Raw genomic sequence first — 22,686 nt, forward strand, 5'->3', positions numbered from 1 at the left:
TCGGATGAACGCGGGCCGCGGTGGCCGGGGGTGGCGAGGAGGTGGACGCGTGACCGGAACGGCGATGCTGGATCCGGCGACGCGCACCTCTCGACTGCGCCGCTTCCGATTCGGCGCCGGCGGCGAGGGCAACAAGGACGAGGGCGGCGCCCGCAACTTCATCCGGCTCGCCCAGCACGCGGAGGACCTCGGCTACGACACCTTCGCCGTACCTGACCATCTCGGCAATCAGGTCGGCCCCCTCGCGGCGCTCGGCGCGCTGTCACAGGCCACGAGCAGTATCCGGCTCGCGACGTCGGTGCTGGCCAACGGCTTCCGCCATCCGGCGATCCTGGCCAAGGAGGCCACCACCATCGACGTCCTCTCGCGAGGGCGACTGGAACTGGGCATCGGCGCAGGCTGGCTGAAAGACGAGTTCCGCCAGGCGGGCATCGACTTCGGGCCCCCGGGGGAGCGGATCCGCCGGCTCGACGAAGCGCTCACCGTGCTCGACGGCCTGTTGCGCGGCGAGACGGTCGACTTCGCCGGGGAGTTCTACCGGATCAGCGGGCTACAGGGCTCGCCACGGCCGCGGCAGGGCCCGCGCCCGCCGATCGCGGTCGGCGGCGGAGGGCCGCGGATGCTGGCACTGGCCGCGCGGCATGCGGACATCATCTCGGTGGCCACCCGCTCCACGCCCGACGGGAAGCTGCGGCTGTCGGATATGACGATCGAGAGCACGCTCGAGCGCGTCGACCGCATCCGGGAGGCCGCCGGGGAGCGGTTCGACGAGATCGAACTGAACTGGACCATCGCCGCCGTCGTGCCGACCGACGACCGGGTCGCCGCCGCCGAACTGGCCCTGAAGGCTCTCGACAGCGGGTATCCGCCGACCATCGAACGCGACGCGGAACTGACCGTCGACGACCTCCTCGCCTCCCCGTATCTGGCGTTCGGCACCGTCAAGGAGATCGCCGAGCACATCCGCGAGGTCCGTCGCCGGACGACGATGAGCTACGTCGGTGTGTTCCCCACGCAGATGGATGCATTCGCACCCGTCATCCCGCTCTTGCGCGAGGAGTAGAATCAGACCGGTTTTGCGTGTCCCGGACCGATGAGAACCATCGGAGAGCGGGAGAAATGGACAGGGCGACGACACCGCGGGTGAGTGCAACGGAGCCGACAGGATGACTGAGAAGACGCCGCGGCAGCGGCACAGGAGTTTGGAATGCTGAATACCGAGTTCGAGCAGTTTCTCGATGAGAACGGCAACCTTCGGTTCACCGAGGACGCCACGCTCGTCGACTACGTCGAACGCAACGTCCGGGATCAGGCCGACACTCTCGCCTACCGGTTCATCGATTACAGCCGCGAGCGCGACGGTGAACCCCAAGACCTGACCTGGGCCCAGTTCGGCAAGCGGCTCCGCGCCGTGGCCGCACGCCTTCAGCAGGTGACCAAGCCCGGCGACCGCGTCGCGATCCTGGCCCCGCAGTCGCTCGAATACGTGATCGGCTTCTTCGCCGCGCTGTACGCCAGCAATATCGCCGTCCCGCTGTTCAGCCCCGACGAGCCCGGGCACACCGACCGTCTCACCGCGGTGCTCGCCGACTGCCGGCCGACCGCCATCCTGACCTCCACCAAGTCGGCCGAGGCGGTTCGCGACTTCTTCGCCGACCGTCCGGCCAAGGAGCGCCCGCGCGTCATCGCCGTCGACGCCGTGCCCGACTCGGTCGGCTCCACCTGGGTGGCCCCGGTCGCCGGCAAGGACCACAACCGCGACACCGTCGCCTACCTGCAGTACACCTCCGGCTCCACCCGCGTGCCGGCCGGCGTCGAGATCACCTACGAGGCGGTCGCCGCCAACTGCCTGCAGATCTACGACTGCATCGAGATCGACCGCAACTCCCGCGGCGTCACGTGGCTGCCGATGTTCCACGACATGGGCCTGCTGACGGTGATCCTGCCCGCGCTCGGCGGCAAGTACATCACCATCATGAGCCCGGCCGCGTTCGTTCGGCGCCCGGGTCGATGGATCAAGGAACTGGCCGCCGCCGACGATCACGCGCCCACCTACGCCGCGGCCCCCAACTTCGCCTACGAGCACGCCGCCGCCCGCGGCCTGCCGCGGGAGGGCGAGGAACTGGACCTCTCCAACGTGATCGGCCTGATCAACGGCTCGGAGCCGGTCACCGTCAGCTCGATGCGCAAGTTCAACGAGGCCTTCGAGCCCTACGGTCTGTCGCCGAAGGCGATCAAGCCCTGCTACGGCATGGCCGAGGCCACCCTCTTCGTCTCCGCCACCCAGCGCGACAACGCCGCCAAGATCAGCTATGTCGACCGCGAGAAGCTGAACGCCGGCGAGTTCGTCCCGGTCGCCGAGGACGCCGAGAACGCGATCGCCCAGGTCTCCTGCGGTCAGGTGGCGCTCAGCCAGTGGGCGTGCATCGTCGATTCGGACACCGCCACCGAGGTTGCCGACGGCCGCGTCGGCGAGATCTGGCTGCACGGCCTGAACATCGGCAAGGGCTACTGGAACAAGGACTCCGAGACCGAGGAGACCTTCCACAACCTCCTCGCGCACCCGCTGCCCGAGGGCAGCCACTCCGCCGGCGCCCCCGAGGGCGCGCAGTGGATGCGCACCGGCGACTACGGCGTCATCTACGACGGCGAGCTGTACATCACCGGCCGGGTCAAGGACCTGGTGATCGTCGACGGCCGCAACCACTACCCGCAGGACCTCGAGTTCAGCGCGCAGGAGGCCAGCGCCAACCTGCGGCCCGGCTTCATCGCGGCGTTCGCGGTCCCGGCCAACCAGCTGCCGGCCGAGGTCTTCGAGGGCGGCTTCTCCGGTCTGACCGCCGATCCCGACGACGCCTCCGAGCAGCTGGTGATCGTCGCCGAACGCGGCCCGGGCCGCAAGGCCGATCCGCAGGAGATCGCCGACGCCGTGCGCGCCGCGATCGCCGGCCGCCACGGCGTGATGGTCCGCGACCTGCTCCTGGTACCGGCGGGTTCCATCCCGCGCACGTCGAGCGGCAAGATCGCGCGCCGGGCCACCAAGGCCGCGTACATCGACGGCACCCTGCGCGGCGGCTACCAGCAGACGGCCTTCCCGGACGCCGGCGACTAGATCTCGTGCACTTCACCGCGAACGGCCCGGTATGTCCACGACATACCGGGCTTGACGCATACCTCTCGAATGTTCCCGATCAGTAGGCTGTAGGCGATGTCTGACACTGAAAACACCGGTACCCAGATCCCCGCGCAGGCGGGGGTCGTCCCCTCCGATGAGGACGCAGGCGCCGCGGGCGCAGGCACCGAATCCACCGGCGCCTCCGGCACCGAGGGGGAGACGGCCGGCGGCCTGACCGTCGAGGAACTGCGCGACTGGCTGCGCGAATGGGTGTCGACCACCACCGGCCTGCCGATCGAGCAGATCTCCGACGACCGCCCGATGGAGGAGTTCGGTCTCTCGTCCCGCGACGCGGTGGCGCTGGCCGCCGACGTCGAGGACCGCACCGGCGTCATCCTGACCGCGACCGCGGCCTACAACCACCCGACCATCGCGATGCTCGCCAAGCGCATCATCGAGGGCGATCCGGACGAGGGTCTGGACGTCGACGCCGACCGCTACTGGGAACGCGAGCGCAGCGCCGACGACGACATCGCCATCGTCGGCCTCGCCACCCGCTTCCCGAAGGCCGGGCAGACCCCCGAATCGACGTGGGCGGCGCTGATCGCCGGCGTCGACGGCATCACCGACCTGCCCGACGACCGCTGGACCGAGTTCAAGGCCGATCCGCGACTGGCCGAGGTGATCGCCGAGGCCAACGTGCACGGCGGCTACCTGGACGACGTGAAGGGCTTCGACGCCGACTTCTTTCAGATGAGCCCGCGCGAGGTCGAGATGGTCGACCCGCAGCAGCGCCTCGCCCTGGAACTGACCTGGGAGGCGCTGGAGAACGCGCACCTGCCGGCCAGCGACCTGAAGGGCGCGCCGGTCGGCGTGTTCATGGGCACGTCGACCAACGACTACCAGATGCTCGCCACCCTCGGGCTCGGCGAGGGCGCCAGCGAGACCGCGGCGTACGCGCTCACCGGCACCGCGACGTCGATCGTGGCGAACCGGGTGTCGTACTTCTTCGACTTCCGCGGGCCCTCGGTGGCCATCGACACGGCGTGCTCGTCGTCGCTGGTCGCGGTGCACCAGGCGGTGCGCAGCCTGCGCAGCGGCGAGACGGACGTCGCCCTGGCCGGCGGCGTCAACATGATCATCACCCCGGCGGTGACCCTCGGCTTCGACAGCATCGGCGCCCAGGCCAAGGACGGCCGGATCAAGGCCTTCTCGTCCGATGCCGACGGCATGATTCGCGCCGAGGGCGGCGGTGTGTTCGTCCTCAAGCGGATGTCCGACGCCCGGCGCGACGGCGACCAGGTGCTCGCGGTGATCGCCGGTTCGGCGGTCAACTCCGACGGCCGCTCCAACGGCATCTTCGCGCCCAACCCGGAGGCCCAGGTCGACGTCTTGCGCGACGCCTACCGGGACGCGGCGATCGACCCGCGGTCCGTCGACTACATCGAGGCGCACGGCACCGGCACCGTCCTCGGCGACCCGATCGAGGCCGACGCCCTCGGCCGCGTGGTCGGCCGCGGCCGCACCCCGGATGCCCCGGCGCTGCTCGGCTCGGCCAAGACCAACTACGGCCACATGGAGTCGGCGGCCGGCGCGGGCGCGCTGGCCAAGGTGGTGCTGTCGCTGCAGCACGACGTCATCCCGGCGTCGCTCAACTACGTGGGCCCCAACCCGTACATCCAGTTCGAGGCCACCAATCTCAAGGTGAACACCGAGAACTCGGACTGGCCGCGCTACTCCGGCCACGCCGTCGCGGGCCTGTCCGGCTTCGGTTTCGGCGGCACCAACGCGCACGTCGTCGTGCGCGAGGTGCTCCCGTCGGACCTCCAGGGCCCCATGATGGTCGAGCGGAGTCGAGACCAGGACGATGACGACGACCCCAAGATGGTCGAGCGGAGTCGAGACCAGGACGATGACGATGATTACCTGACCGAAGCCGAGCGCGCCGTCCTGGCCGCCCAGGCCAAGCAGCCGGAGACCGTCGCCGAGGTCGCCGAGACCGATCCGGCAGAGGGCTTCGCGCCGTGCGCCGTCGAGGGCTCCGTGGTCCCGCTGGTGGTCTCCGGCTTCCTGCCGTCGCGCCGCCGCAAGACCGCGGCCGACCTCGCCGACTGGCTCGAGACCGAGGAGGGCCGGGCCACTCCGCTGGTCGAGATCGGCCGGACCCTGTCGCGCCGGAACCACGGCCGCACCCGGTCGGTCGTGATGGCGCGGACCCACGAGGACGCGCTCAAGGGCCTGCGGGCCGTCGCCGCAGGCAAGGCGCTGCCGTTCGTGTACACCGCGGATTCGCCGGATGCGGCGTCGGCCGTGTGGCTGCTGTCCGGTTTCGGCAGCCAGCACCGCAAGATGGCCAAGCAGCTGTACACGGAGAATCCGGTGTTCGCGAAGTACATCGATCGCGTCGACGAGCGCGTGCAGAACGAACTCGGCTACTCGATCGTCGAGATGTTCCTCGACGACGCGCAGACCTACGGCATCGAGGCCGCGCAGGTCGGGATCTATGCCATTCAGGTGGCGCTCGCCGACACCTTGCGGCACTTCGGCGCCGAGCCGGGCGTGCTGGTTCCGCATTCGATGGGTGAGGCGTCGGCCGCGTACATCAGCGGCGGGCTCTCGCTGGAAGACGCCACCCGCGTCATCTGTCAGCGTTCGCGGCTGATGGGCGAGGGCGAGTCGATGCTGTCCGGTGACGACATCCGGCTGATGGCGCTGGTCGAGTACAGCGCCGACGACATCAACGGCGTCCTGGCCGACTACCCCGACCTGGAGATCTGCGTGTACGCCGCGCCGACGCACACGGTGATCGGCGGTCCGGAGCCGCAGGTCGACGCGATCGTCGCCCGCGCCGAGGCCGAGGGCAAACTCGGCCGGAAGTTGCAGACCAAGGGTGCGAGCCACACCTCGCAGATGGATCCGTTGCTCGGCGAGCTGGCCTACGAGCTGACCGGCATCGTGCCGCAGCGCCCGTCGGTCGGCTTCTACAGCTCGGTCGACCGCGAGGTGTTCTACCGCCCGGGTGCCGAGCCGGTGCACACCATCGAGTACTTCACCAAGGGCCTGCGGCACAGCGTCTGGTTCGCCCAGGCGATCGCCAAGACCGTGGAGAACGGCCACCGGACCTTCCTGGAGCTCTCGCCGAACCCGGCGGTGCTCATCTCGGTCGCGGCCGCTGCGTTCGGCGCGGGACTGCACGACGTCGAGCTGATCGAGACCCTCCGCCGCAAAGAGGACGAGAACTACGGTGTGGTCAACGCGCTGATGAAGCTGTGGGTGCACGGCCACCCGGTGAATGTCGGCTCGCTGTTCGGCACCGGCCAGGACCTGCCCTACGCGAACGTCCCGCGCACCCGGTTCGACCGCAAGCCGTACTGGCTCACCGCCGCGGTGAGCAGCGGCTCCGGCCTGACCTCGGTCCCCGGATCGCACGTCGCGCTGCCCGACGGGCGGCACGCGTGGGAGGTGGCCGCGTCCGCGGTCACCGATCCGCGCGAACTGGTCCTCGCCGCGGCCAAGCAGGTGCTGGACGACGCCGCCGTGGCGGCCGCCGACGTGCTCGGCGACCTGCCCGGCGACGGCACGCTGACCACCGTCTACACCCGCCATCCCGGTGGCGGCGCGGTCGCGGTCTTCGCCGACGCCGACCACGGCCACGCCCTCCTCTTCGAGGCCGCGGTGACGGGTACCGTCCCCGGCCGCCGGCCGGCTGAGCCCTTCGGCTCCGCTCAGGAACCACGGGGCGACGGAGGAGCCCGCGTCGAAGCCACGCCCCCCGCCGCGGAGGACACCGGTTTCGGCGGTGGCCCGGTCGTCGTCGAGGACGAGGTGGTCGACGACATCGGCCGCAAGTGGACTCCGGAGTCGGGGGAGACCGTCGAGCAGCGCCTCGCGCTGATCGTCGGGGAGTCGATGGGCTACGACCCGGACGACCTGCCGCGCGAGATCCCGCTCATCGAGCTGGGACTGGACTCGCTGATGGCGGTGCGCATCAAGAACCGCGTCGAGTACGAGTTCGACATCCCGCAGCTGCAACTGCAGGCCATGCGGCAGGCGAACCTCGCCGACGTGACCAAGTTCGTGACCTTCGCGGTCGAGAACCGCGACCAGGTCGACCTCCTCGCCTCCGGCACCGCCGACGGCCAGGAACTCGACACCGCCGCCCTCTCCGCCCTGATCGACGAGGCCAACGCCCGCAAGGCCGCGGAGCAGCCGGCCCCGCAGCCCGCCCCGCCGGGCGACGAAGGAGCCCTTGTCGAAACGACGGCCCCGCAGCCCGCCCCGCAGACCTCCCCCGAGCCCGCTTCTCCGCAGCCCGTCCCGCCGGCTTCTCAGCAGCCCGCCCCGCCGGGCGACGAAGGAGCCCGTGTCGAAACGACCCCCGAACCGGCGCCGCAGCCCCAGTCCACCGACCTGACCGACCAGACCCAGGTCGCCGCGGCGGCGGGCGCGGACGTGCCCCCGCGCGACGCCCCGGAGCGTCTCACCTTCGGCGCCTACGCCGTGGTCACCGGCAAGTCGGCGGGCGGTGTGTTCAACAAGCTCCCCGTCCTCGACGAGGCGACCGCGAAGAAGCTCACCGACCGCCTGAACGACCGCACCGGTGGAAACATCGACGTCGAGGACATCCTCGCCGCCGAGACCATCGAGGAGATGAGCGAGTACGTCCGCCAGCACATGGAGGCGGCGGCCGACATCGACGGTTTCGTGCGGTACCTCCGGGTGCCCGATAAGGACGGCAAGCGCCAGCACGAGTTCGACACGCAAGCAGGCGACCCGATGCCGCTACTGGTCTTCCACCCGGCCGGCGGCAACACCTCCGCCTACGAGGCGCTGCTCAAGCGGCTGCCCGACGATCAGCCGGTGATCGGTTTCGACCGCGTCGAGGGCACCATCGAGGAGCGGGTGCGCCAGTACCTGCCGAAGCTCCGCGAGATCCAGCCGCACGGTCCGTACGTGCTGTCCGGCTGGTCGCTGGGCGGTGCGCTGGCCTACGGCGCCGCACAGGTGCTGCGCGAGCAGGGCGAGGAGGTGGCCTTCGTCGGCCTCATCGACGTCGTGCGTCCGCGCGAGGAGATGGTCGAGACCCCGGAGACCAAGCGGGCGCGGCTGGAGCGCTGGAAGGACTTCGCGGTCAAGACCTACGACCTCGACGACTCCATCCCGATTCCGATGGACCGCCTGGTGGAGGCCGACGACGACGAGCAGTTCGCCATCATCATGGAGATGATCTCGATGTCCGGTACCAAGATTCCGGGCGGCATCATCGAGCACCAGCGGACGTCGTTCCTGGACAACCGGGCGCTGAGCAACATCCACCCGACCCCGTACGGCGGCAAGGTGGTGCTCTACCGGGCCGACAAGATGCACGACGGCGCCATCGAACTCGAACCGCAGTGGGCAGACATCCCGGAGGACGGACGCTGGGGCGAGGTGGTCGACGATCTGGAGATCCTGCACATCGGCGGCGACCACCTGTCGATCGTCGACGAGCCTTACGTGGCCCAGGTGGCCGCCGATCTGACGCAGCGGATCGCTGACGTGAACCGGAAGGGAAGCGGCGCATGACCGATCACACCACCGCGGGCAAGCTCGCCGACCTGCGCGCCAAGCTCGAACTGTCCAAGGAACCGGGCGGCGAGAAGGCGGTCGCCAAGCGTGCCCACAAGGGGATCTGTTCGCCGCGTCAGCGGCTGGAGATGCTGTTCGACCCGGGGACGTTCGTCGAGGTCGGTGCGCTGGTCAAGGCGCCGGGAGCGGGCGAGACCGGGTACGGCGACGGCGTGGTGACCGGACACGGTCTGGTCCACGGACGGCCGGTCGCCGCGTTCAGCCACGACCAGACGGTGATGGGCGGCAGCGTCGGCGAGATGTTCGGCCGCAAGGTCTCGGCGATCATGGAGTGGGCGGGCAAGCTGGGCTGCCCGATGGTCGGTATCAACGACTCGGCCGGCGCTCGCATCCAGGACGCGGTCACCTCGCTGGCCTGGTACGCCGAGATGGGCCGCCGCAACGACCTGCTGTCGGGCCTGTCGCCGCAGGTCTCGGTGATCCTCGGCAAGTGCGCCGGCGGCGCCGTCTACACTCCGGCGAACACCGACATCCTGGTCGGCGTCGAGGACAAGAGCTACATGTTCGTCACCGGCCCGGACATCCTCAAGGCGGTGAACGGCGAGGACACCTCGGCCGAGGACCTCGGCAGCGCCCACAATCAGGCGCGCTGGGGCAACATCCACCACGTCGCGGAAGACGAGAAGGCCGCCTTCGAGTGGGTCCGCGAGTACCTGGAGTACATGCCGTCGAGCTGGTCCGAGCGGCCCCCGGTGATCAACCCGGGGCTGGAACCGGAGATCACCGAGTCCGACCTGTCGTTGAACGAGTTCATGCCGGACAGCGACAACGCCGGCTATGACATGCGTGACCTGATCGTGAAGATGTTCGACGACGGCGCCTTCCACGAGGTCGGCGAGCTGTTCGCGCCGAACATCCTGACCGGCTTCGCCCGGGTCGACGGCCACAGCGTCGGCATCGTCGCCAACCAGCCGTCGGTGATGGCCGGCACCATCGACACCGACGCATCGGAGAAGGCCACCCGCTTCGTCCGGATCTGCAACGCGTACAGCATTCCGCTGATCTTCCTGGTCGACACCCCGGGCATCCTGCCGGGCGTCGCCGAGGAGGCCAAGGGCACCATCCGTCGTTCCGGCAAGTTCCTCTACGCCTACGTCGAGGCCGACGTCCCGAAGATCACCGTGGTGCTGCGCAAGGCCTACGGTGGCGCGTACGCGGTGATGGGCTGCAAGCAGCTCGGCGCCGACATCAACTTCGCCTGGCCGACCGCCAAGATCGCCGTGATGGGCGCGGAGTCGGCGGCCGTGCTGCTGACCCGCCGCCAGACCGAGGGGCTGTCGGTGCACGACGCGGACAAGGTGCGCCGCGACTTCATCGACTTCTACAACGTGATGATGGCCAACCCGTACCTGGCCGCGGAAAAGGGCTACATCGACGCGGTGATCGAGCCGGCGCAGACGCGCCTGCAACTCCGCAAGGCCCTCGCCCAGCTCCGCGACAAGCACGTGATCCGCGCCCCCCGCAAGCACTACCTGATGCCGATCTAGCGGCGAGAGCTGCGTTTCGACTCGGATTCGTCTAGCGGCTCATCCGGCTCAACGGGCGGCTAGGAGTATCTCAACGGGCGGTCGGAGGATGCAGCCCCTCCGCCGGCTGAGCCAGCCAGGGCGAGTCGATGTGTCGAAGCCACCTTTCTAGAGGCTCGGCGTCGAGGCTCCCTCGCGCGCCGGCTCAGCCGAACACCTCCCGGCCGTCGTCGAAAGAAGCTGTCCCGCAACGAGAGTCAGCCCACCGCGGTGCCGAAGGCCGCGCCGATACCGTAGGTGACCGCCATGGCGATCGCGCCGCCGATCACCACGCGCAGGCACGGGCGCAGCGGCTTGGCGCCGCCCAGGAGTGCGCCGAGCGTGCCGGTGACGGCGAGTGCGATCAGTACCGCGATCACCACGACCGGGATGCGCCAGCTCTCCGGCGGGAGCAGAACCGCGATCAGCGGCAGCGCGGCACCGAGCGTGAACGACACCGCCGACGAGAGCGCCGCGCCCCACGGCCGGGTGAGTTCCTCCGGGTCGAGATTCAGTTCGGCGTCGGCGTGGGCGGCGAGCGCGTCGTGGGCGGTCAGCTCGGCGGCGACGCGGTGCGCGGTCTCCGGGCTGAGCCCCTTGGCCTCGTAGAGTCCGGCGAGCTCGTCCAGTTCGGCGGCGGGGTCGTCGTGCAGCTCGCGCCGTTCCTTGGCGAGGAGAGCGGCCTCGGTATCGCGCTGGGTGCTCACCGAGACGTATTCGCCGAGTGCCATCGACACCGCACCGGCGGCGAGCGCCGCGATACCGGCGGTGAAGATCGTGCCGCGGTCGCTCGACGCGGCCGCGACGCCGACCACGATGCCCGCGGTCGACACGATGCCGTCGTTGGCGCCGAGCACCCCGGCGCGCAGCCAGTTGAGGCGATTGGCGAGCCCGCTGCGATGCGGCTCGCCGGCGTGCGAGTGCGGGAGATCGGCCGTGGTCTCGGTCATGGCTCATACCGTGCCCGCCGCGCCGGGCAAGTGCAAGCAAGGCGAGGCGAGCCTTCCGGTCCTCAGCGCGCGCCAAGACGGAGCGGGATAGGGTCTGGCGCATGGAGAGTTTCGCGGGCCTGCCGCTACATCCGCTGGTCGTGCATTTCGTCGTCGTGGCCGTGCCGGTGACCGCCCTGGTCGGGATCGTCGTCACGCTGTGGCCCCGCGCCCGGACCGCCCTCGGGGTGTTCCCGCCGGTGCTGGCACTGCTGACGCTGATCTCGGTGCCGATCGCGACCACCGCGGGCGAGGCCCTGTATCGCAAGCTCGGCGAACCGGCGGACGTCGCCCACCACGCCTCCATCGGCGACTCGCTGATCCTGGCGGTGGGCCCGATGTTCGGGGCGATCGCCATGCAGTGGCTGCTTTACCGCCCGGCGGTCACCGCGCTGATCGACCGCCCCGACGGCACCGCGGGTGACACCCGGTTGCGCTGGCTGCGCCGGTTCGCCGCCCTCGCGGTGATCGCCGCCGCCGTCGCCTCGCTGACCATGGTGATCCTGGCCGGCGACAGCGGCGCCCGCGCCGTCTGGGGCTGACCCTCGTCGCCGGAATCCGTCGCTCCACTTCGAATCCGTTCTGCCAGCCGAAATAGTCCGGGTGGCAGAACGGAATCGAAGTGGGCGAACGGAGTTCAGGGGGAGGGACGGAATGCGGGCGGATCAGTCGACGGCCAGGACGGTCAGCCGATCCCAGCCGTCGCCCTCCACCCGCCGCGCGATGATGTCCGGGGTGCGCGCGAGGAACGGGTGGATCAGCGCACCGCCGGACCGGAAGTGCTCGCTGGTCGCGTGCGCCGCGAAGCCGTCGTCGGTGTAACCCTCGATCACCACGTACTCGTTCGGGTCGTCGAGGCTGCGCGACCACAGATACCAGAGATTGCCCGGCTCGTTCCGGGTGGCCTCGGTGAGCTCGGTGAGGGCGGACGGGAACTCGTCGGCGAGTTCGGGTTTGACGTAGAAGCGAACGGTCACGATCTGCATGTCGCCCACGCTACGGCGCGGCCCGTCCCTACGGGCCCGTACGGCGCGCCCGCCGTCCGGTCGTCGGCCGGATTCCGCCTACCCACTCGCACTCCGTTCGTCCACTGGCACTCCGTTCGTCCACACGGAATAGACCGGGTGGACGAGCGGAAACCAGGGGGACGGACGGAATGCGGACTCGGGGTCAGTAGCCGGCTGAGCGCATCGGGGCCGGGCTCCACAAGCCGTTCACGGTGCGGTAGCCGAGCTCCAGGTCCGCGGGCTTCGCGTTCGGCACCAGTGGGGTGAACCGCTCCAGGCCGCCCCAGTCACGACCCCAGTTGTTCCGCAGGTAGGTCGGCACCAGGGTGTTCGACAGCAGCGCGTCGGTGATGCCCAGCGGGCCGCCCGACTTGCCGGCCTGCCACGACTGGCTGTTCTTCTGCGTCGCGTCGGCGTCCGGCATGATCCGCCACTGCGGCAGCTCCAGCACGCCGTCGCGAACGGCCATCGGGCGCTGGCACGGGAACACCAGGCCGGGCAGCCAGTCGATGAACACCGGGACGGTGCGGCCCACGACGTCGTTCAGCGTGCGCAGCGCGGGCACGCGCGGGGGCGTGAAGGCCACCCACTCGGCGCTCGCGGCGGCGTCGTCGACCACGTTGAGGCGCACCATGGTGGCACCGGGCGGTGCCTGCTTCAGCGGGAAGCGGAGGGTGCGCCAGGTGGACGACGGGTTGAGCGCCATCGCGTCGATCGGCATCTGTGGATGGCCGACCGGGACCACGCGGCCGTCCGGACCGGTGCGGGCGTACTCGGCGACCAGCTTGCGGCCGGGGATCACCGCGCCCAGCGGGTCGATGGCCTGGACGGATCCGGCGGCGGCCACCGCGAGCAGCGGCGACTGTTCCGGGGCCTTCCCGGCCGCGAAGGGCAGCTGGTACCAGTCCGTGGTCACCGACGCGGTGCCGGTGGCCCCGTAGCTGCCGAGGACCGGGGTGGTGGCCGGGTTCAGGCCGTACGGGAGACGCACCACGGTCGCCGGGGCGCTCTGCGTCTGATCGGTGTGATCCGCGTCCTCACCGGTCACCTCTTCGGTGGTCGGCAGGGTGGTGGTGGCCGTGTCGTCGTCGGTGGTGTCGCTGCTGCTCTTCTGCTCCAGCGGGTCGATGTACACGTCCGACGGCACACCGCTCGGCGTGAAACCGTCGTTGGTCCCGGCGAGAGCGGCGGTGGGCGACGGGGCGGGCTTGCCGCCGGTCGCGGCCGGTCGCAGGATCGACGCGTTGACGTCCGACTCGACGAGGACGTCGTTGGCGAGGCCGCATTCGTTGCCGGCCAGCGCGCGGGCGTTCGACTTGGCCCACGACCAGCTGTCGCGCTGCGTCCAGGCGCCCTTGGCGAACGACGCCAGCATGAACAGCACCACGAGGGCGGCGATCACCGGCAGCGGCGAGACCTTGAACCGGTTCAGGCCGGTGCGCTGGTAGCCGGTGCGCTTCTCCTCGTCGACGTAGTCGTTGCGGAAGTAGTACCAGAGGCCCACCAGCGTGGCGATGAGCGCCAGGGCGAGGACCACCCAGCCGAGCTTGATGCCGGCCACCGAGATCGGGCGGTCCCACCACGGGACGCCGTAGCTGCCGACGTACCACCACATGTTGGTGCCGGTGGCCGACACGGCGGTCACCAGCAGCACGGCCGCGGTGAAGAACGCGCGGTTGCTCCGCGAGCGCAGCAGCGCGGGCGACATCATCGCCGCGGTGGCGGCGACGATCGCGGCCCCGATACCGGCGTAGATGCCCAGGTGGTGGGTCCACTTGGTGGGCGTGAACGAGATGAAGAACATGGTGCCGAGCATGATCGCGACCAGGCGCCAGATCGGGGCCCGGGCGACGCCGTTGAGGCGGCTCTTCGACAGCAGCCGGAAGATCACCACGATCAGGCAGAGGAACATCACCAGGATGCCGAAGCGGCGGGAGAAGGTGCCGTCGCCGGTCTGCAGGATCAGGTAGTAGTAGCGGACCGGTTCCTGCCACCACTCGAGGGTCGGCCCGACGTCGCTGGCGACGGTGCTGCCCTCGATGAGCGGCATCAGCGGTTGCCAGTAGAAGATCGCGAACAGCACCGCGGTACCGGCGGCCAGCAGCGGGGCCAGCAGCGGCAGCAGGCCGTCGCGTGTGCGGCGCGACACGATGCCGCGCACTACGGGACGCAGACCGGCCAGCAGAGCGGCCACCGCCATCAGGCCGCCGGGGGCGACGGCCAGGGTGAACGCGCCGACGATCGCCGCCACCGCGTAGGGGAGCAGCCGGCGGGTCGCGATGGAGCGTTCGACGGCGCACCAGGTGAGCAGGGCGCCGATGGCTTCGATGCCCTCGAATCGGATGCCGTTGTTGTAGGGCATCCAGATGGCCAGGAACACCAGGGCCGACGACCAGATCGCGGCCTGGTTGGTGCGTACCGCGCGGCCCAGCCGGGGGATCACCTCGCGGCTCAGCAGCCACCAGCCGAGCAGGCCCATCAGCAGGGCGGGCAGCCGCAGCCACGGGGTGGCGACGCTGACCTGCGTCATCCACGACAGCACCTGGTAGGGCCAGCCGAACGGGTCCTGCGGCACGCCGAAGTAGCGGAAGTAGTTGTCGGCGTAGCCCGCTTCCTTGGTGATGCGGGCGACGGTGATGTTGTAACCGTCGTCGGAGGTGTTGCCGCCGATCAGCCACCACAGGGCCAGCACGACGGTCACCACGACGTCCGGTGCGCGGATGGTGAACCAGCCGCGGGGCAGGAACCGCTTGTGACCGCGGCCGTCGCGCAGGTCGAGCACCGCGAGGGCGATCAGCGACAGCAGGGTCATCAGGATGCCGAGAATGATCGCGGCCCGCTTGAGCGGAGTGGGGCTGTTGACGAATCGGGTGTCGACGTCGGCGTGCAGAGCGAGACCGGCCGGTGCGGCCGTCGTGCGTGCGGCATCCGGGGACACCAGATCGGAGAAGACGCCGACGATCTGCGGCCGCATGTCGGTGTCGGCGGTCTGGTAGTGCGTGCCGTCGCCCGACATGCCCTTGACCTGCGCGACGACGCCGTCGGCGCCGCCCTTCAGCTCGAAGGAGCAGTTCGGATTCGCCTGCGCCGCTTGACGATCCACCGACAGCAGCAGAACATCACGCACCGTCATGTTGATCTGGGAGTCGGTCGCGCGGACGAACAGGCCGCGGGCGGTGGCCTGCTTGCCGGCCGCCGGGACGGTCGACATCAGCACGCCGCCGGACGCCGGCAGGTCCTTGGCGAGCGAACACGGCACACTCGCGGTCATCGAGGTCGGGACGAAGGCCACCAGCGGTGCGGTGACGTTGCTGACCACCTGGTGCTGCGGCCAGTCCAGGGTGGTGCTGCGCTGCTGAACCGGGAGCAGCGGGGTGGCGATCGCCAGGATCAGGCCGAGCAGACCGGTCACCGTGGCCACCAGTTTGGTGACCCGGTAGTCGTTCGCGGTGAACACGCGCCAGCGCGAGTCGTTCCCGGTCGGCGTGGCGGAGGTATCGGCGGGATCAGTCACGGGGGCGTTCTCCGGGCTCATTTCGACGGCTCCACACGGATCGATCCGGCGCGGGCCAGGCCCGACTGTGTCACTTGCCGGGTACGGACGACGGCGACGGCGGCGTTCGGGGCGAGCGGAGCGAGCCGCTCGACCGTGCCCCAGTCCTGGTGCCAGTCGTCCTTGAGGTAGGTGGGGACCACGGTGGGCTTGGTGGTGGACTCGTAGATCGACAGCAGGCCACCGCCGCTCGTCGCCATCCACGTCTTGGACTGCATGTTGAGGGTCACGTAGTCGGGCATGATCCGCCACTGCGGCACCTGTGCGACGCCGTGCGTCACCGACAGCGGGCGCTGGCAGGGGAAGAAGGCGCCGACCGCGAAGTCGATGAGCACCGGGTCCTGCGAGCCGACGAGCTGCTGCAGGGTCTGCAGCTTGGGAGCGCGTGGCGGCGTGATGCCGATGAACTGCATGGCGCCGAGGTTGGTGTCATCGAGCTTGAGCCGCATCACGGTGGCGCGCGGCGGGACCGCCGACATCGGCACGCGCAGATTGCGCCACGGGCGGTTGGCCACGCGCGGCCCCGGATCGATAGGCAGCGTGTTGTGTCCGACCTGCACGAATTCGCCGTTCGGGCCGGGACGGCCGAACTGCACCACCAGCGACTGCCCGGGCACGTGATTGCCGTTGGCGTCGAAGGAGTCGACGGCGCCGGCGGTGGCGAAGACCAGCAGCGGCGATGCCGAGCGGTCGGGCAGCCGGTACCAGCCGGTCTCCAGGTGGGCGTTGCCCTGGTAGCCGTAGCTGCCGAGGATCGGGGTGGTGGCCGGGTTCAGGCCGAACGGCAGCGCGACGGTGGACCCGTTGACCGTCTTCGGCCCGGTGCCGCCGGTGGTGCCCGCGCCGAGCGTGCCGAGCGTGGAGAACGGCTTCGAGGTGGAGCCGGCGACATGCATCTGACCGGGGCGCGAGGTGATCGGATCGGTCGTCAGGTCGCTCGCGACGCCGTCCGGCGTGAAACCGACGTTGACCGAACCGTTCAGTGCCGCGGTCTGCGACTCGCCGCCGGCCGGGACCAGCAGGTTCGCGTTCGGGTCGGGCTCGGCGAGGACCTTGTCGGCCAGCCCGCACGACGAGCTGCGCAGCGAGTCGACGTTGTTGCTGAAACCGGTGACCGCGGGCTCCCGGGTCACCACCGCCTTGGCGAAGAAGGCGAGCGTGGCCAGCACCATCAGGGCGGCGATCACCGTGATCGGCGACGAGGCCACTGCGAGCCGTCGTCGGTCGGCGGCCGAATCCGCTTCGCCCGCGGCGTGATGCGCCATGCCGCGGTTGGGCACGTAGTCCAGGCGGAGCGTCTGCCACAGCGCGATGGCGACCGCGATCACCGCGAACACCAGCAGGATCGACGACAGCTGGAAGCCCTTGATCGTCGGGGCCTGGTCGAACCACGAGATGCCGTACCGGTAGACGTACGGCCAGGCGTTGTACCCGGCGGCGACCGCGGCCAGGCCGAAGAGCAGACCGGCGACGAAGACCGTCAGATTGCGCGACGACCGCGCCGCGGCCTGCGCCACCGCCAGGGTGCCGGTGGCGGCCAGCGCCGCGCCGAGCCCGGCGAAGACACCGAACTGGATGGTCCACTTGATCGGCAGGAAGAAGAACAGGAGCAGGGTCACCGCGAAGGCGCCGACCAGCCGCCACGCGGGGCGGGCGTTGACGCCGTCGATCCGCCCGCGGCGCAGCAGGACCGCCGCGGTCACGATGGCGCCGGCGAACAGCAGCATCACCGGGATGCGGCGCGCGATGCTGCCGTCGGGGGTGGTGACCGAGAGGAAGTAGTAGCGCAGGAACTCCTGGCTCCAGGGGATCACCGGCCCGGTCTGGTACTTGATCTTGAGGGCTTCGAGCACCGTCATCAGCGTCTGATCGCGGAACACCACCACCAGCACGATGAGGGCGGCGGCGCCGATCGGCGCGAGCAGCGACAGCAGCGGGTCTTCCCGGCGGCGCTGCGCGAGGATCGCCAGCAGTGCGCGAGCGCAGACCAGCAGGATGGCGAGGCCGATCACACCCTGCGGGGCCAGCGTCAGGGTGAACGCGGCGGCCGTCGCGGCGAGCGCGGCGGGCAGCAGCTGGCGCGAGGCGATGGACTTCTCCGCCGCCCACCAGGTGAGCAGCGAACCGAGCACGATGATGCCCTCGGTCCGCAGGCCCGAGCAGAACGGCAGCCAGAAGGCCAGGAAGACCGAGGCGGCGGCCCAGCCGGTCCAGCCGGTGGCGCGGACCGCGGTGCCCAGCCGGGGCAGCATCACGCGGCTGAGCAGGAACCACGACGCCAGGCCGGCGACCAGCGCCGGGAGGTGCATCCACACGATCGACGTGCTGACGTGGCCCCACACCGCGAGGAAGCTGTAGTACCAGTCGAACGGTGCCTCGGCGACGCCGTAGTAGCGGTAGTAGTTCGAGAGGTAGCCGGAGGACTCGGCGGCGCGGCCCATGTTGAAGATGTAGCCGTCGTCGGGAGCACCGGCGCCGAGGAACAGCCAGATCAGCAGGACGACCGTGACCACCATGTCGGTGACGCGCGGCCGGAACGAGCGCAGCCATCGCGCACCGACCGCGGACATCGAATTCGGCGCGGCGCCGTCGGCGGGCGGACCGCGGTAGCCGCGCAGCTTGTCGAGGCAGTACAGCGCGAACAGGGCGACGAGGGCCGCGATCACCGCGATCACCATGACGGCGATCTTCAGCGCGGTGGCGCTCGACTCGTAGCGGTTGTCGACGGTCAGCGTCGACCGCATACCCGCGGTCTGCAGCGCGTGCACCTGCGCGGTGTCCAGCGAGGTGAAGAAGCCGTCGACCTGCGGCCGCTTGTCCGGCGGCAGGGTGGTGGCCGGGCCGAGCCCGACGAACTGGGCGCCCGCCCCGGCCGGGGAGGAGAAGATCCGCAGGTTCTTACACCGGTCGGAGGTCAGTTCGGCGTGGGTGGCGCTGGCCGCCGCCGTCGAACGGAAGAGGACGTTCACCCGCTCGCCGCGATTGTTGACCACCAGCCCGTTGTTGGCGAGCCGCGACGCCTTGAGCGGCATCGTGGCCAGCAGCGGGCCGTCGGACGTCGCGGCCGCCGCCAGCGCACGGCAGGGGATCACGACGTTCAGCGCCTGCGGGGTCTGCGCGATCAGCGGGGCGAGGACCGACGGGTCGTCGTGGTTCAGCCGCTGACCCTGCGGCCACGTGATCGTCGCCTCGGTGGTCTTCACCGGAAGGAACGGGACGGCCAGCGCCGCGACGACGGCCACCAGGCCGGCGACGGCGGCGAGCATCCGCGCTTGCGGGGCCGACAACAGCGCCTTTTGCGGCGAACGCTCGGGCTCTTCGGTTTCTGTTGTCGCTACCGGCACGTTTGTCGAGGTTAGTCGAACATCCTGAGTGGTACCCAAACCAGCCCGGCGGGGCGGACGCCGGGTCTGCTCGCCGCTTCAGTGCCGGATCGGCGCCGGACTCCAGAGTCCGCTTCGGGTTCGCGTGCTGTAGGTGATTTCGGCGGGCGGTGCGGCGTCATACGGCGTGTAGCGTTCCAGCGCACCCCAGTCCCGGCCGATGTCGCCGTTCAGGTAGGTCGCGACGGTCTCCGGACGCTGCGAGAGCTCCAGCCAGCCGAGCGGGCCGCCGCCCGGCGCGGCCTGCCAGGTGCCGACCGCCGCCGCCAGATCCGCGCCCGGCTTGATCCGCCACTTCGGGATCTCGGCCACCCCGGCGTGGAAGTTGAACGGCCGCTGGCAGGGCATCACCAGGCCCGACGTCCAGTCCACGTGGACCGGGTCGGTGTCGCCGACGGTCTGCTCCAGCGTCGTCATCTGCGGCAGCCGCGGCGGCGTCACCACGATGTAGCGGTCCGACGCCAGGTTGTGGTCGTCGGCGACGATCCGGACCGCGGTGAGATGGTCGGGCAGCCCGGCGGTGTCGATGCGCACATTGCGCCACGACGGCCGCGGTCCGGGGTCGATCATCTCGATGCTGCCGGTCGGAGTGAGCGACCCGTCGCGGGCCGAGGCGCCGATCGCGTCGTCGGTGTACTCCAGGCTCAGCTCGCCGGGGTAGAAGTTGCCGGCCACCGAGAAGGTGATCAGCGGGCGCTTCTTGTAGTCGGCGGGGAGGCGGTACCAGCCGGAGGTCAGCTCGGCCGGGGTCTGCGAGTCCTCGGTGTAGCTGCCCAGCACGGCGGTGCGGGCCGGGTCCAGGCCGAACGGGAGGGCGGCCCGGCTGCCGTTGACGCCGGGCGCGTCGAGCGTGCCGCCGCCGGTGCCGCCGCTGTTGGCGATCAGCAGGTCGGGGTCGTAGTTCGCGGCCCCCGCGAGGACGCCGAGGCTGCCCGAGGACGCCTTGGTGGTCAGGTCGTCGGGCACGCCGTTCGCGGTGAAGCCGGTGGTCGGGTTGCGGTCGCTGCCGGCCGGCTGGGTCGACGACCCGGCGAGCGGGTCGCGCAGCGAGGGGTCGACCGGGGTCAGCAGCGAGCCGGTCGGGTCGTTCTCCACCCACACCTTGTCGGCCATGCCGCACGGACGCCCGGCGAGCGCCGCGAGGTTGGACCGCGGCACCGAATACGACCCGTGCTGGTTGAGTCCGGCGTAGATCGCGGTGACGACGGCGAAGACGACGAAGGCGGAGGCGGCGATGCCGAGGGGGGCCCGTGCCTCCCGGTCCAGGACGCGGCGGAGGCGGCGCAGCCGCGGGTTGTCGGGGTCCTCGTGCGCGGGGTCGGTCCCGGCGAAGGGTTCCCGGAAGTGGAACCACAGGGCGACGGCGAGCAGCACCAGCGTCAGGTAGAGCAGGATCTGGCCGACCATCGCGTCGCCGATCTTCACCTGGCTCACGCCCCACGGCATCCCCCACGCCGAGGAGTAGTAGTACGAGTTGGGCGCGGTCAGCGCCAGCCCGGAGATGAACACGACCAGCGCGCCGAACAGGGTGCGGTTGCGGCGCGAATGGGTGGCGTCGGCGCTGGCCGCGACGGTGGCGAGCGCGGCCAGCGCCGCGGCCAGCCCGGCGAAGACGCCGAAGTGATGGGTCCACTTGGTGGGCGTGAACATCAGGAACAGCAGCGAGGCGAAGGTGATGCCGACGATGCGCTGCGCCGGACCGGCCGCGGTGCCCGGGATCCGGCCCTTCCGCAGCAGCACCGCGCCCGCGACCACCATCGAGAGCACCATCGCGAGCACCGCGAAGCGCCGCATGATGGAGCCGTCGGCGGAGAAGGCGAAGAGCGACGAGTACCGGTCGATCTCGTTGTACCAGTGCAGCGACGGCCCGACGTCGGACTTCATCGCCGAGCTCTGCGTGAACAGGGTCAGCGTGAGGTTGGTGAAGACGACGAACAGCACGAAGGTGCCGGCCGCGAGGATCGGCGCGATCAGCGAGACGTAGGCCAGGGCCAGCGACCGCCCGGTCTGCCGGGCCACCTCGTGGGCCCGTTTCACCAGGGACAGCAGCATCGGGCGTGCCCCGGCGACCAGCGCGGCCACCGCCAGCACCCCGGTCGGGCCCGCCGCGATGGAGAAGGCGCCGACCAGGCAGGCGACGGCGGCCGGCAGCAGGCGGCCGGTGGCGATGGAGCGTTCCACCGAGCACCAGGTCAGCAGGGCGCCCAGGCAGATGATCGGTTCCGGGCGCAGCCCGTTGTTGAACGGGAACCAGGCCACCAGGAACACCGCGGCGGCGGTCCAGGCCGGCGCCGAATGCATGCGGCCCGCGCGCTTCGTTCCCAGCGCCAGGCCGGCACGAGTGGCCCGGCCCAGCCGGGGCAGCACCTCGTGGCTGATGATCAGCCAGCTCGCGATGCCGCACAGCAGCGCCGGGATCCGCATCCACGGGCTGGCCACCGTCACGTGGCTGAGCAGCCCGAAGACGTTGTAGTACCACCCGAACGGCGACTCGGGTGCGCCGTACCAGCGGAAGTAGTTGGCCGTGTAGTCGCTCTCCTGGGCCACCCGCGACATCGTCATCAGGTAGCCGTCGTCGGAGGTGTTGGGGCCGATGAGATGCCAGACCAGCAGCAGCCCGATCACCACGACATCGCGCGAGTTGAGCCGCCACCAGCGCGCCGGGAACACCCGGCGGTGGCCGCGGCCGTCGGTGCCGTCGAGCCGGGCCAGCGCGACCAGGGAGAGCAGCGTCATCGCGACGCCGACGATGATCGCGATCCACTTGAGCAGCGTCGGCGCGGTGCTGTACCGCGAGTCGATCAGGACGTGCGCCGTAAGCCCGGGGAGCGCCGACGACGCGCCGGTGAGCTGGGTGAAGATGCCGGTCACCTGCGGACGCTGATCGCCGAGTCCGCGGTCGGCGGTCGACGCCGTCAGGGGCTTGCCGTCGGCGTCGCGCAGGCCGTCGAAGGTGGCGGTCACCGCGTCGGAGTCGGCGGTGACGTGGATCGTCGTGCACGCGGAGGACTGGACCTGGTCCAGCGGCGCCGAGAGCAGCGGGACGTTGCGGTTGACCACCTCGACGGTGCGCGGCGCGGACGGGTCGTCGTTCCCGCCGGTCACCCGGACGAAGAGGCCGCGTGACCCGGCCTTGGGGGCGGACGGGGAGGTGGTGGACAGCAGGACGTGCCGGCCGGCGGGCAGATCGTCGACGGCGGTGCAGGGGATCGACGCGCTCAGGTCGATCGGGGCGTACGAGATCAGCGGCGCGGAGACCGAGCCGATCACGTCGCGCTGCGGCCAGGAGATCTCCGCGGTGGTCTGGCTGACCGGAAGAAGGGGGGTCAGCAGTGCCAGAATCAGCCCGGCCAGGCCTGCGACGATGGCGGTGACCTGGGCCCGCCGGACCGAAAAGGATGGCACAGGGGAATCCTAGTGTCGCGTGTGGAAAATTCATTGACGGTATGCCGCGGCCAGATGAACGCCTGGCGGCGTTGTCGTCGGTCAGGATACCTGCCGGTATC

The 22,686-nt window shown here is 70.4% G+C and carries 10 protein-coding genes; 5 read left to right on the forward strand and 5 right to left on the reverse strand.

The genetic code is table 11. The annotated features are described in order from the left end of the window. Window positions 1-64: 64 nt before the first annotated feature. The 4 genes from MYK68_RS00755 (at window position 65) to MYK68_RS00770 (ending at window position 10,230) form a co-directional block, all read left to right on the forward strand. On the forward strand, window positions 65-1,063 hold the full coding sequence (locus MYK68_RS00755) for a TIGR03621 family F420-dependent LLM class oxidoreductase (RefSeq protein ID WP_247868138.1): 999 nt from the start codon (window positions 65-67) through the stop codon (window positions 1,061-1,063). Between the two features lie 144 nt (window positions 1,064-1,207). Next, a complete protein-coding gene (gene fadD32, locus MYK68_RS00760; RefSeq protein ID WP_247865731.1) occupies window positions 1,208-3,112 on the forward strand; it encodes a long-chain-fatty-acid--AMP ligase FadD32 in 1,905 nt (634 codons plus the stop codon). Between the two features lie 96 nt (window positions 3,113-3,208). Next, window positions 3,209-8,680: a polyketide synthase Pks13 gene (pks13, locus tag MYK68_RS00765; protein ID WP_247865732.1), complete on the forward strand. Its 5,472-nt coding sequence runs from the start codon at window positions 3,209-3,211 to the stop codon at window positions 8,678-8,680. After that, window positions 8,677-10,230, forward strand: coding sequence for an acyl-CoA carboxylase subunit beta (locus MYK68_RS00770; protein ID WP_247865733.1), 1,554 nt, complete (start codon window positions 8,677-8,679; stop codon window positions 10,228-10,230). The genes pks13 and MYK68_RS00770 overlap by 4 nt, the downstream gene beginning before the upstream one ends. A 236-nt stretch (window positions 10,231-10,466) precedes the next feature. Here MYK68_RS00770 and MYK68_RS00775 read toward each other — a convergent pair whose 3' ends face one another. Continuing rightward, a complete protein-coding gene (locus MYK68_RS00775; protein ID WP_247865734.1) occupies window positions 10,467-11,198 on the reverse strand; it encodes a VIT1/CCC1 transporter family protein in 732 nt (243 codons plus the stop codon). A 101-nt stretch (window positions 11,199-11,299) separates the two neighbouring features. On the opposite strand from MYK68_RS00775, the gene MYK68_RS00780 reads away from it, so the two are divergent. Then, on the forward strand, window positions 11,300-11,779 hold the full coding sequence (locus MYK68_RS00780; RefSeq protein ID WP_247865735.1) for a DUF2231 domain-containing protein: 480 nt from the start codon (window positions 11,300-11,302) through the stop codon (window positions 11,777-11,779). A gap of 123 nt (window positions 11,780-11,902) precedes the next feature. Here the strand turns inward: MYK68_RS00780 and MYK68_RS00785 are convergent, their stop codons facing one another. The 4 genes from MYK68_RS00785 to MYK68_RS00800 form a co-directional block, all read right to left on the reverse strand. Next, window positions 11,903-12,223 carry a putative quinol monooxygenase gene (locus MYK68_RS00785; protein WP_247865736.1) on the reverse strand — a complete coding sequence of 107 codons (321 nt, stop codon included), beginning with the start codon at window positions 12,221-12,223 and terminating at the stop codon, window positions 11,903-11,905. Window positions 12,224-12,407: 184 nt separating this feature from the next. After that, window positions 12,408-15,779, reverse strand: coding sequence for an arabinosyltransferase domain-containing protein (locus MYK68_RS00790; RefSeq protein WP_247865737.1), 3,372 nt, complete (start codon window positions 15,777-15,779; stop codon window positions 12,408-12,410). Then, complete coding sequence (locus tag MYK68_RS00795; RefSeq protein WP_247868139.1) at window positions 15,776-19,063, reverse strand: arabinosyltransferase domain-containing protein; 3,288 nt, start codon at window positions 19,061-19,063, stop codon at window positions 15,776-15,778. The genes MYK68_RS00790 and MYK68_RS00795 overlap by 4 nt, the downstream gene beginning before the upstream one ends. A gap of 156 nt (window positions 19,064-19,219) precedes the next feature. After that, window positions 19,220-22,585: an arabinosyltransferase domain-containing protein gene (locus tag MYK68_RS00800; RefSeq protein WP_247865738.1), complete on the reverse strand. Its 3,366-nt coding sequence runs from the start codon at window positions 22,583-22,585 to the stop codon at window positions 19,220-19,222. Window positions 22,586-22,686 lie beyond the last annotated feature (101 nt).

This window comes from Gordonia sp. PP30, from assembly GCF_023100845.1.
Taxonomy (GTDB): domain Bacteria; phylum Actinomycetota; class Actinomycetes; order Mycobacteriales; family Mycobacteriaceae; genus Gordonia.